General features: G+C 61.2%; 2 protein-coding genes. Both read right to left on the reverse strand.

What is annotated here, in order from left to right; genetic code table 11:
- The coding region (locus tag ATN37_RS00775) for a non-ribosomal peptide synthetase (protein WP_218694600.1) at positions 1 to 8789 on the reverse strand (8789 nt) is incomplete at its 3' end.
- Between the two features lie 93 nt (positions 8790 to 8882).
- The coding region (locus ATN37_RS00780; RefSeq protein WP_218694601.1) for a non-ribosomal peptide synthetase at positions 8883 to 14198 on the reverse strand (5316 nt) is incomplete at its 5' end.

Below are 14198 nucleotides of genomic sequence, written 5' to 3' on the forward strand. Positions count from 1 at the left end.
CCAACGACATCGGACTCCGACACCGCCACCGGCGACAAATCCAACCGCACCCGATCCGCAGACAACACCTCCTGGAACCCGACACCGTCGACCTCCGGATACACCGTCCGCAAAATCTCATGCCGCACAACAACATCCGACACCGCAGCGTCCAACGCCGCCACATCCAACAACCCCGACAACCGAATCGCCACCGGAATATTGTTCGCCGACGACAACGTATCGAAACGGTTCAAGAACCACATCCGCTGCTGCGCCAACGACAACGGCACCCGCTCCGGACGCACCCGAGCAGTCAACGCCGCCCGCGCACCCGAACCAATCTCCGACTCCATCCGCGCAGCCAACAACTCCACCGACGACGCCTCGAACAACACCCGCACCGGAACCTGTGCATCGAGCGCCTGCCCCAACCGAGCGGCCATTCGAGTAGCAATCAAAGAGTTTCCGCCGAGTGCGAAGAAGTCGTCATCCAGACCCACTCGCTCGACCCCGAGTACCGCCGAGAAAACAGAAGCGACAATTTGTTCTACCGGCGTGACCGGGGCCCGGAACACCGCAACCTCGAACACCGGCTCCGGCAACAACTTCCGATCCAACTTCCCAGACGAGTTCAGAGGCAACTCGTCCAAGACCATGATCGCGTTCGGAATCATGTAGACAGGTAGCGATTCAGGAAGCGCGTTCCTCAAGACTTCTACGTCGATCACAGAATCCGGGACCGCGATCACATATGCGACCAGCTGATCGCCCATATCGGTGGATGCCACAGTGACCACACACTGAGCTACCGTCGAATGCGCCAGCAGAGCTGACTCGATCTCACCCAGTTCGATCCTCTGACCACGGAATTTGACCTGAAAATCGGTACGCCCGACATACTCGAGTTCGCCTGCGGTGTTCCACCACACCAGGTCCCCGGTGCGATACATCCGACTGACACCGGGATTGATTTCACCGTTCGTGTCGCTCGCCTCCACAAATGGGTTCGCGACAAAACGATCACTGGTGAGATCGGGTCGCGCGACGTAACCGCGCGCCAGTTGATCACCGGCCAGATACAGCTCACCCGCAACGCCTACCGGCACCGGCTGCAACCGACTGTCCAACACGTAGACCTGCGAGTTCCACTCGGGCACCCCGATCGGAATCCCTGTTGATTCCGATCCATCGACCTCGTAGTAGGTGATCGAGACCGCAGCCTCGGTTGGGCCGTACACATTGTGCAGGCCTGCAGACGACACCTGAGCGAATGCACGCACCGTCTCGACCGGCAATGCCTCACCGATCACGAATACGTCCCTCAGTGACACCAATGCGTGTTCCGGAACCGAAGTCGCGAAGACGGTCAACATCGATGGAACGAAGTCCGTCAGCGTCACCCGATGATCTTCGATCAGACGAGCCAGATACGCGGGATCTCGATGGCCGTCGTGAGATGCCAGCACCACTCTCGTACCGGACAAAAGCGCAGTGAAGTATCCCCACAACGAGACGTCGAATGTCGTAGCAGTCTTCTGCAAATAGACGTCTTCTGGGCCGATGGCGTACTGATCCTGCATCCACAGGACCTGGTTCACGATGGCGTGATGCGACACCGCAACGCCTTTGGGCTTGCCCGTGGAACCCGAGGTGAAGATCACGTAGGCGGCATTCACATCATGCAGACGACCGCGACGATCAGCATCGGAAATGACTGAAGCCGAGTAGCTCGAAAGATCGACATTGTCGATCAACAGCACGTCGGCGCCGTTCGGCGCTACGAAAGCGTCCCTCGTCGTCGACAGCACACAGACTGGATCGGCCGTCGTGAGGATGTGCCCGATTCGCTCGGCGGGGTGATCGGGATCCAAGGGCACGTAGGCTCCGCCCGCGGCGATCACCGCGTACATACCTACTACCAGATCGAGCGATCGACGCATCGCCAAGGCCACCAACGATTCGGGCCCGACACCATCTTCGATCAGCTTGCGTGCCAATTTGTTCACACGTTCCGACAACTCGCCATAGGTCAGCGACTGGCCGTCGAACACCACGGCAACAGCATCGGGTGCCAACGCAACGCGAGTGTCGAACAGCGAAGCCAATGTCTCACTGTTCCCGACGTCATGTGCGGTGGAGTTGCGCGCAGTCAACAGCGACTCGCGCTCGGCCTCGTCCAACAGCTCGATGTCACCCACGGTGATCGACGGATCCACGACCACCTGTTCGAGGATCCTGGTGAACCGATCGGCGAATCCACGAATCGTCGACTCGTCGAACAGATCTGTGGCGTATGCGAACTCGGCGAACATGCCGTCTTCGAGCGCATCTTCGACGCGGGGAGCGAGAGTAAGTTGAAGATCGAATTTCGCGATACCGGCATCGAACTCGACGCCTGAGACTTCCAATCCCGAAAGCTCCAAAGCATCCTGCGACATGTTCTGGAAGAACAACGCGACCTGGAACAGCGGGTGATGTGCCTGCGATCGGGTGGGATCGAGCACCTCGACCAGCCGCTCGAACGGAACATCGCCGTTGCCGAGCGCCTGAAGGTCTGTCCTCCGCGTTGCCGAGACGAGTGCACTGAACGAACTGGCGAGGTCAACAGGAGTCCGCAGGACCAGTGTATTCACGAACATACCGATCACATCGTCGAGCGCCTTTTCGCCTCGCCCTGCAACCGGAGTACCGATCACGATGTCACTGGTACCGGACAACCTTGCGAGAAGCACGGCGAGGGCCGAATGCACCACCATGAACAGCGATGCGTTCCGCTCGCGTGCGAGTGAGTCCAAGCTCGACCGAATCTCTTCGCTGACGGAGAAGCGATACGTAGCGCCACGATTCGAGGCGACGACCGGGCGGGATCGGTCAGCCGGTAACGCAAGCACTTCCGGAGAATCACGGAGGACGGAGCGCCAGTGGTCCAGCTGAGCCGAGATCAACGAATCCGGGTCGTCCTCGTCGCCGAGGACCTCCCGCTGCCAGAGTGCATAATCGGCGTACTGCACCTCGAGCGGAGTCCAATTCGGAACGCCGTTCGAAACCCGAGCGGTGTAGGCAACCATGACATCCCGAGTCAACGGGCGCATCGAGAAGCCGTCCGCTGCGATGTGGTGCACAACGAAGGCCAGAACGTACGAATCCTCTGCAAGTTCGAACAACCCGACTCGAACCGGAACGGTTGACGTCACGTCGAAACCCTGGAGCGCGAAACTCAGAAGTTCGTTGTGAATATGCGAGGCGTCGATGACCTTCGGTGTCAGTTCAACCGGCACCTCGGACGATGGGAGGACTACCTGGTGTCCTTGTCCACCTTGCTCCGGATAGACGGTCCGGAGCGACTCGTGGCGTTCGATTACATCAGAAATCGCATGCCTCAGCGCCGAAACATTCAGGACGCCTTTGATATTCAATGCGATTGGAATGTTGTTGACGGCAGAATCAGGATCGAAGCGGCTGAGGAACCACATTCGCTGCTGAGCTAGTGAGAGTGGGATCAACGCCGGCCGTGGGCGGGCCACGAGCGCGGTCCTCCCTCCTGCCCCTGCGATCAACTCAACCTGCGCTGCCAAACCTTCGACAGTCGAAGCATCGAACAACACCCTCACCGGAACCTGAGTGTCGAGCGCTTGACCTACGCGAGCCACCAACTGCGTTGCGACCAAAGAGTTTCCGCCGAGCTCGAAGAAGTCGTCATCCAGACCGACCTGTTCCAACCGGAGAACATCTCCGAAGACGCCGGCCACAGCGATTTCGGCGACACTCGACGGTGTCCGAAACTCGCGCGCCACGAACACCGGATCCGGAAGAAGCTTCCGATCCAACTTCCCCGACACACCCAACGGCAACTCTTCCAGCACCATCACCACCGCCGGCACCATGTAACCCGGCAGACGACCCGCAACAACTCTCTTCAACTCGTCAACGTCCACCACACCACCAGCGGCCGTAACGTACGCAACCAACACATCCTCACGCACAACCACAACTACCGACGACACCGACTCGTGCTCACGAATCACCGACTCGATCTCACCGAGCTCGATCCGCAAACCGTGCAACTTCACCTGAAAGTCACTACGCCCGATGTACTCCAACTCGCCCGACGCAGTCCACCGCACCACATCACCGGAGCGATACATCCGCCCACCATCACCCGAGAACGGATTCGCCACAAATCGATCCGACGACAAATCCGGCCGACCCACATACCCACGAGCCAGCTGAACACCCGCCAGATACAGCTCACCCGCAACACCTACCGGCACCGGACTCAATCGAGAGTCCAGAACAAACACCTGCGTATTCCATACCGGAGCACCGATCGGCACCCCCAGAACATCCGCCGGCACCACCTCGTGGAACGTCACATCCACCGCCGCCTCGGTCGGACCATACAAATTGTGCACCCCGACACCCGGCAACACAGCCCACACATCGGCAACAACACTCGCCGGCAACGCCTCACCTGACGCGAACACCCGAGTCAGCGAAACACACGCAGCCACAGACGAATCCGTCACGAAAACCTCGAGCATCGACGGCACGAAATGCACCGTCGTCACACCCTCCCCCACAATGACCGACGTCAAATACCGCGGGTCACGATGCCCATCCGGCACAGCCACCACCAACCGAGCACCAACCTGCAACGGCCAGAAAAGCTCCCACACCGACACATCGAACGTGAACGGCGTCTTCTGCAACACCACATCCGACGAATCCAACCCGTACTCGTCCTGCATCCACGCCAACCGATTCACAATCGCCGCATGCGAAACCGACACACCCTTCGGACGCCCCGTCGACCCCGACGTGAAAATCACATACGCCGCATTGCCCGACCGCAAAGGCGAGACCCGATCGATATCCGAAACAGAGTTATCCGAAAAACCAGACACATCAACAACATCAACCTCGACCACCGGTACCACACCGGCATCGAATCCAACGTCAGAGGTACTGATCACGCATACCGGCGACGCCGACTCCAACACGTACGCATTGCGCTCCGCAGGCTGATCCGGATCCACCGGAACATACCCACCGCCAGCCTTGAGCACGCCGTAAACCGCAACCAACAAATCAACCGACCGACGTACCGCCACACCCACCAACGACTCCGGTCCCACACCCACCGAAACCAGGTACCGGGCAAGACGATTCACCCGCGAATCGAACTCCGCATATGACAGCGAAACACCCTCGAACGACACAGCTACCGAATCCGGCGACGCCGCAACCTGAGCATCGAACACGTCCACCAACGACACATCCGCAACCTCATGCGCAGTGCCATTCCACGACTCGAGCACCAAAGATCGCTCACCCGAATCGAACATATCCACATCACCAACCCGAACCGAGGGATCGGCAACCACTGCTTCGAGAACTGAAATCAACCGCTTTCCGATTGATTTGGCAGACGACTCGTCGAACAGGTCGGTCGCATAGACCAGTGCGACGGTCAAACCACCGACCTTGTCCGCGGTATCAGATTCCCACACAGTGAATTGGAGGTCGAACTTCGCGGCCGACGACTCTACGTCCAGTCCGGAAATGCGCAGTCCCGGAACCTCCAGACTTTGCTGCATGCTCTGTCCCAAGTTCTGCAGCGAGAGCATCACCTGGAACAACGGGTTCCGTGCCTGAGACCGGGCGGGGTTGAGTACCTCCACCAGTCGTTCGAATGGCACATCGGCGTGCCCGAAGCCGCTGAGGTCGGATTCGCGCGCCCGCGAAATCATGTCCCGTGCCGAAGCTTCGAGATCAACCTCCGTGCGGAGGACGAGTGTGTTGACGAACATTCCGATCAGGTCGTCGAGAGCTTGATCGCCTCGACCGGCGACCGGAGTGCCGATCACGATGTCCGAAGTCCCCGACAACCGCGCCAGCAGAATCGCCACGGCACTGTGCAACACCATGAACAGAGATGCGTTGTTGTCGAGCGCAATTCGATTGAGAGCCTGGTGGAGATCCGGCTCGATCGTGAATGTGTGCCCGGCTCCCCGGTTCGACGCGACGCGCGGGCGCGGGCGGTCCGACGGAAGATCGAGCTGATCGGGGATACCGGCCAACGCGTGGCGCCAGTAGTCGACCTGGCGAGTGATCAGAGAATCCGGGTCGTCTTCACTGCCGAGAACCTCGCGCTGCCACAGTGCAAAGTCGGCGAACTGTACGGGCAGCGGAGCAAGATCGTGCGAAATTCCCTGTGTCCGAGACACATAAGACGAAACGATGTCCTTGGTCAACGGTCCCATGGAGAACCCGTCACCGCTGATGTGATGGACGACGAACACGAGGACGAATTCGTCGGCGGCGAATTGGAAGAGTGCCGCCCGAATCGGAACCTCGGTGGTCACGTCGAATCCCGGAGTCACGAAGTCGGTCACGCGCTCGACGATCGCCGACTCGTCCACCCGTATGGGAGTCAGGTTCGGTACCACGGCTGCAATGTCGACCAGGCGCTGATATCCGACGCCGTCGACCTCCGGGTACACAGTCCGAAGGATCTCGTGCCGCTCGATCAAATCCTCGAGTGCGCCTTGCAACGCATCGACATCGAGCGCTCCGCTGAGCCGCAGCGCGACCGGAATATGGTCGACTGCCGATTCTGGTTCGAATCGATTGAGGAACCACATGCGCTGCTGTGCCAAAGACAGCGGAACCAACTCGGGGCGCTCGCGAGGGATCAGGGGAACGTGAGCCTTGCGGTCTTCTGAGATTTTCGCTTCGTCGATGAAGACGGCAAGTTCTGCGGCGGTGGGTGCGTCGAAGAAGTTGCGCATGTCGATGGCGATGCCGTGTTCGGCATTGATCCGCGCAACCACGCGAGTGGCGAGCAATGAGTTGCCGCCCAGTTCGAAGAAGCCGTCATCTGCCCCTACCCGATCCTGCCCGAGTAGATCGGCAAAGATCGCGACCACACCGGCTTCGGTGGGTGTCGCGGGCTCGCGATACTCAACCGTCTTCGACGCGAATTCGGGTGTGGGCAAAGCCTTTCGATCCAGTTTGCCGCTGGCGTTGAGCGGAAACTCGTCCAGTTCGACGAACATGGCAGGGATCATGTAGTCGGGTAGCCGTTCGCCAAGCGACGACGTCAGATTCTCAGAATCGATACCCTCGGCGACGATGTAGGCCACCAAGTTGTCACCGATCGTTTCGTCCGAATGGACGATCACCACGGCTTGGGAAACACCTTCGCAATCGAGCAGTGCCGCCTCGATCTCACCGAGCTCGATGCGCAGACCGCGGAGCTTGACCTGAAAGTCGGTGCGACCGATGTATTCGAGCTGACGGTTCGCTCCGGCACCGCGCCAGCGCACCAGGTCTCCGGTTCGGTACATCCGGGATCCGTCAGTAGCGCCGGGCCGCGCCACGAAGCGGTCTGCCGTGAGATCGGGACGCGACACGTATCCCCTGGCCAGCTGAATCCCGGCAAGATAGAGCTCTCCTGCTACACCCGACGGCGAGGGCCGCAGCGCATCGTCGAGCACCAGGAGCTCGGTGTCCGCAACTGCTGCACCGATCGGCACCGACACCTGATCCTGCTCGCCGGTTTCGTAATAAGTCACGTCGACGGCGGCTTCGGTCGGGCCGTACAGGTTGTGGAGTCCAGCGCTGCTGACCTCGCGCAGCCGTGCCGCCGTTCGAGCCGGCAATGCCTCACCGGAAGCGAACACGTAGCGAAGGGTTTTGACCTGCGCAACAAGGGGTTCGGCGACGAACACGGCGAGCATCGACGGCACGAAGTGCACCGCCGTCACTCCGCGCTCGATCATCGTGCGAGCCACGTACACCGGATCACGATGTCCGTCGGGTTCCGCGATCACCAGCGATGCACCGACCTGCAGCGGCCAGAAGAACTCCCACACGGACACATCGAAAGTGAAGGGTGTCTTCTGCAAGATCACGTCGTCGGCAGTGAATCCGTACTCGGTCTGACGCCATTGCAGGTTCGCGACGATGGCACGGTGAGAGACTGCAACGCCTTTGGGGCGTCCGGTCGATCCGGACGTGAAGATGACATACGCAGTGTTGTCCGCGCGCAGCGGCGCCAACCGGTCGGCGTCGGTGACAGTTGTCTCGGCACGACCCGACAAGTCGAGGGTGTCGACGTCGAGCGTGGGCGTGCCGTGCGGCAGCACCACGGCATCGGACGTACGTGTGAGCACAGCCGTGGGCTTCGCGATCTCGAGTACGTAAGCGAGACGGTCGGCAGGATGATCCGGGTCGAGTGGAACGTACGCGCCGCCGGCCTTGACGATCGCGTACATCGAGACGAGGAGATCGATCGATCGACGCATTGCGAGACCGACGAGGCTGTCCGGTCCGACACCTGCCGCGACGAGTTCACGGGCCAGGCGGTTCGCCCGCGCGTCGAACTGCGCGTAAGTGAGCTGCGTTCCGGCGTAATCCAGCGCGAGCGCATCCGGCGTCCGCTCGACCTGCTCGTCGAAGAGTCCTGCGAGGGTCACGTGTGCATCGGACTCCGACGCGACCTCCACGATCGAAGTGCCGTCGGTGATGAGACGGTCGACCACCGCGCCGAGACCGTCGGCCTCGCTGCCGATCAGCTCTGGCAGCACCGTGGAAACGACAACAGGAACCAGGGCATCCGCCCCCAATGCCCCACCCATCGCGGTGTCGAGAGTGACCAACTCGTCATTGAGTCGTCCGTAGCTGATTTCGGTTCCACCGTGGCTCAGAGCCACACGATCAGGATCTACCGCCGCAACTGCAGCCACCAACTTCGGCAGATCTTCGATCGTCAGCGACTGCGGTCCCGGAATACCGACGGACATCTACACTTCCTCCAACTGACTTTCGTGAAGTGCGCCCCGGCCGAGCACAGCGTTCTGCTCGGCCGGGGGCGTTCACTGGGCAAATACTGAATGTTACCCGGCCGTACCCCCACGGCCCGCTGACACCGACTGTGCGTCAGCTATCACCGAGCTCACAAGTGTGGCGAGACCGTCGACGCCAAGTGCCGGCAGGATGCCCGGAACAAGTCCGGCGAGCGACACAGAAACCAGAGCATCGGGGGCGAGAGCAGCCCCCATGGCGGTACGCATGGCAACGAGCTTGGTCGACAACTCACCGAAGGTGACAGCCTGATCACCGTGGGTGAACGCAATTGCCTCAGGATCGGCGGCCGCCGCTGCGGCTGCCAGTTCGGGTAGGTCTGCCGCGGACTTCGGCTCGGCAGCGCTCGCTTCCTCGCGTTCCTGCTCGGTCACGATGTCGATCGTGCGAATCACGACCCCGGGATCGGTCACCAGTTCTTCGAGCACCCGCCCGAATCGCGCCGCAAAAAGCGCGATGGTCGATTCGTCGAACAGGTCGGTCGCATAGGTGAAACGCATCCTCAGCCCGGACAGCACCCCGGCATCGTCGAATTGCTCGATACCGGTGAGCTGCAGATCGAACATCGCCTGGTCGAAACCGTTGTCGACCGCAGAGAGCTCGAGGCCCGGGAGCTGGAACGTACCGAGAGCCATGTTCTGGAAGGTGAGCATGACCTGGAAGAGCGGCGAGTATGCGTGAGAGCGCTCTCGCCCCAGTTCGTCGACCAACCGCTCGAACGGTACGTCGGCATTGGCGAATGCCGACAAGTCCTTGTCCTTCACGTGTGCCAGAACGTCGACGAACGTCGAAGCAGGCGCGATCTCTGTTCGCAAGACCAACGTGTTGACGAACATCCCGACAAGATCGTCGAGCGCCCGCTCACCTCGACCCGCGATCGGCGTCCCGATTGCGATGTCGTTCGATCCACTCATCTTCGCCAGCAGCACGGCCAGGGCAGTGTGAACCACCATGAAGACTGTCGAGTTCTGCTCCCGTGCGATCGTCGCGAGCCGGTTGGTGGTCTCGGAATCGACGGCAAACTCGAATTCCGCACCGCGCATGCTGGCCCGCGCCGGCCGCGGCCGGTCGGTCGGCAGTTCCAGAAGCTCCGGAGTGCCCTTGAGCTCGTTCACCCAGTACGCGAGTTGACGGCCCAGCTGACTGTCCGCGTCCTCCGGCGATCCGAGGACATCACGCTGCCACAGCGTGTAGTCGGCGTACTGCACCTCGAGCGGAGCCCACTCCGGCGTCTCCCCGCCGGTACGTGCGGTGTACGCAACCATGGTGTCTCTGATCAACGGAGCCATCGAGAAGCCGTCACCGCTGATGTGGTGAATGACAACGACGAGGACCCGCTCGGATTCGTCGACCTCGAAGAGACGGATTCGCAACGGAACGGCTGTCGTGACATCGAAGCCCTCGCGAACTGTGTCAGCCACCTGCTCGGCGACCGACGCTTCGTCGGTTGCGATCACTTCCAGTCCCACCGCCGCTGCGGAGCGAGGCAGGATCATCTGAACCGGTCCGTTGCCCCGGTCCGGGTATACCGTCCGGAGCACTTCGTGACGCTCGATCAGATCCGACACCGCTGAGTGAAGTGCGTCGACATCGAGTGCGCCGGACAGCCGGATCGCGACGGGGATGTTGTACGCACCCGAGGTCTTGTCGAACTGATTGAGCACCCACATACGTTGCTGCGCCAACGACAGCGGAATCTCGTGCGGACGCACCTGAGCCACCAACGGTGGGCGGCCACCAGATCCCGCGTGTTCGAGAACCCTCGACGCCAATGCCCCGACAGTCGACGCCTCGAAGATCACGCGGACCGGAATCTGCGCGTCCAACGCCTCACCCAGCCTCGACACGACCTGCGTCGCGACGAGAGAGTTTCCGCCGAGCTCGAAGAAGTCGTCGTCGAGTCCGACCCTCGCCACACCGAGTACGTCAGCGAACACACCCGCCACGATCTCTTCGACGGGGTTGGTCGGCGCACGGAATTCGGTCGCCTCGAATTCGGGGTCGGGCAGGGCTTTGCGATCGACCTTGCCGTTGATGTTGAGCGGTAGTTCGTCCAAGACCATCAATGCCGCCGGCACCATGTAACTCGGCAACTCAGCCACAAGAGTCCGCTTCAAGGTTTCGACATCGATGCTTTCCCCGCTTTGAGGAACGACGTAGCCGACAAGTCGATCACCGGTACGCGCATCCGACTTGGCCACCACCACCGCGGAGTCCACGCTGGCCTGCTTGCGAAGAAGCGCTTCGATCTCACCGAGTTCGATGCGGTAGCCACGGATCTTGACCTGGAAGTCGGCGCGCTCCACGTAGTCGAGTTCGCCGTTCTCCGTCCACCGGACGAGGTCGCCCGTGCGGTACAACCGCGAACCCGCGTCACCGAAGACGTTGGCCACAAATCGTTCCGACGTCAGATCCGCGCGCCCGTGATAGCCGCGAGCAAGCTGGGCACCGGCGAGGTAAAGCTCCCCGGTGACTCCGACGGGGACCGGATGCAAACGTGTGTCGAGCACGAACACCTGCGTGTTCCATTCGGGGGCACCGATCGGCACCGAGGTCGTATCGTCCGAGCCGACGACGTGCGCTGTCACCGAGACTGCGGCCTCGGTCGGACCGTACAGATTCACCAACTGGGCGTCGCTGAGTTCTGCGAACTCGGTCGCGGTCGCGGCCGGCAACGCTTCACCGATCGCGAGCACCTGACGGAGGGATTCCGGAAGACGATTTTCGGACGCCGACTGCAACATCGCGAGCATCGACGGCACCACGTGGAGCGTCGTGACCTTCTCCCGAGTCATCAGGTCGAGCAGGTAGCTCGGGTCCTTGTGACCTTCGGGTTCGGCGATGACCAGTCGTGCACCGGAAGTCAGTGCCGACCAGAACTCCCAGACCGAGAGGTCGAACGTTGCCGCGGTCTTGAGCACCATCGCATCGGATCGGTCCAGGCTGTACTGATCGCGCTTCCAGAGAATCTGGTTGACCACCGCCTGATGCGAGATCGCGACGCCCTTCGGTCGCCCCGTCGATCCCGACGTGAAGATCACGTAGGCGGTGTTGCCCACTCGCAGTGGAGCAATACGATCCGCATCGGTAACCGTCGCTCCCGGGTAGGACGCGAGATCGATCGTGTCCACCTCGATCACGGAATCACCGAACGCCGGATTCTTCGCAGTGGTCGAGGCAGTGAGGACGCAGACCGGATCTGCCATGGTCAACACGTACTCGATGCGGTCCGCCGGGTGGTTCGGATCGATCGGTACGTATCCACCACCTGCCTTCACCACCGCGTACATGGCGACCAGCAGTTCGACCGATCGCTCGATTGCCAACGCGACCAACGACTCCGGACCGACACCGGTTGCAATCAGATGGCGTGCGAGACGGTTGACACGTGCATCGAACTCGGCGTAGGTCAGCGACGTGTTCCCGGCGATCACTGCCACCGCACCCGGGTTCGAACCGACCTGCTCGTCGAACAGTTCGACCAGAGTGACTCCCGGGACGGAGTGATCGGTCTCGTTCCAGCGGTTCAGGATCCGGTCGCTCTCGGACGAATCCAGCAGCGCGAAGTCGCCGACGGTCAACGACGGATCGGACGCGATCTCCGCGAGCAATCGCACGAATCGATCGGCGAAGTCCTGCACGGTCGACTCGTCGAACAGATCATGCGCGTAGCTGAACATCGACGTGATGCCGGCTGCAGATCCGTTCGCGTCGTACCGATCACTGACGATCAACTGAAGATCGAACTGCGCGACCCCGTTGTCGATATCGACGCCCTTGACGGTGAGCCCCGGAAGCTCGAGCCCTCCGGTTTCCATGTTCTGGAAGAGGAAGCCGACCTGATAGAGCGGATGACGAGCGGTCGAACGCGGTGGGTTGAGCACCTCCACGAGTCGCTCGAAAGGAACGTCCGAATGTGCAAATGCTTGAAGGTCGGTCTCCCTGACACGTCCGAGCAGGTCGAGGAACGGCGCGCCGCTGTCGATCTGCGTACGGAACACCAAGGTGTTCACGAACATGCCGATGAGATCGTCGAGTGCCCGCTCACCACGTCCTGCAATGGGTGTACCCACCGCGATGTCCTCGGTTCCGGACAGTCGAGCCAACAACATCGCGAACGCAGTGTGCGTGAGCATGAACAGCGTCGAATTGTTTGCCCTGGCAAGACCGCTCAACCGAGCATGCAACTCTGCATCGATATCGAAGTGCAGGTAACCGCCGCGGAAGGACTGCGTCGCGGGGCGCGGCCGGTCGGCGGGAAGTGCAAGCTGATCAGGCAGCCCGGCAAGAGCATTGCTCCAGTACGCAATCTGCTGCGAAGCAATAGATCCCGCGTCTTCCTCACTGCCCAGCACCTCTCGCTGCCACAGGCTGTAGTCGGCGTACTGAACGTCGAGAGGAGCCCAGGACGGTGTGTACCCGGCAACCCGCGAGGCGTATGCGGTCACGACATCCCGAGCGAACGGTGCCATCGAGGAACCGTCGGCGGAAATATGATGAATCGCGACACCGAGTACGTATTCGTCGGAAGCCAACTGGAACAACCGGATACGAATCGGAATCTCGCGTGTGACGTCGAAGCGCGTCGACGCCAGCGCGACCAACTCACCTTCGAGTTCGTCCACGCCAGTCGGTTCTGCGACGATTTCGTCCGACCAACTCGACACGGGCTTGACGACCTGCACCGGACCGTCTCCGATTTCCGGGTAGACGGTTCGAAGTGATTCGTGCCGCCCGATCACATCAGAAATCGCCGCGCTCAGCGCCGAGACGTCAAGATCGCCCTGAAGGCGCAGCGCCATCGGGATGTTGTATGCCGCTGCACTCCCGTCGAATCGGTTGAGGAACCACATACGCTGCTGCGCCAACGAAAGCGGAATCCGCTCTGGCCGCTCGACCGCGGTCAGCGCGACTCGCCCACCCGACCCGGTCCGGCTTTCGGCGTGCGCTGCGAGATCCTGCACCGTGGATGCTTCGAACAGAACTCGAACCGAAAGTTCGGTGTCGAGAGCGTCGGCGATTCGTTTGATCGTGCGAGTGGCGTTGAGAGAGTTGCCGCCGAGCTCGAAGAAATCGTCATCGAGACCCACACGATCAACACCCAACACCTCGGCAAACACCGACGCAACGATCTCCTCCACCGCCGTCACCGGAGCCCGGAACACCGCAACCTCGAACACCGGCTCCGGCAACAACTTCCGATCCAACTTCCCCGAAGCATTCAGCGGCAACGCATCCAACACCACAAACTGCGACGGCACCATATACGACGCCAACCGCTCCCCCACACCCACCTTCACCACATCAACATCAACCGAAGACCCCACCGCAGCAGTGACATACGCAAC

This window comes from Rhodococcus sp. MH15, from assembly GCF_019266045.1.
Lineage (GTDB): Bacteria > Actinomycetota > Actinomycetes > Mycobacteriales > Mycobacteriaceae > Rhodococcus_F > Rhodococcus_F qingshengii.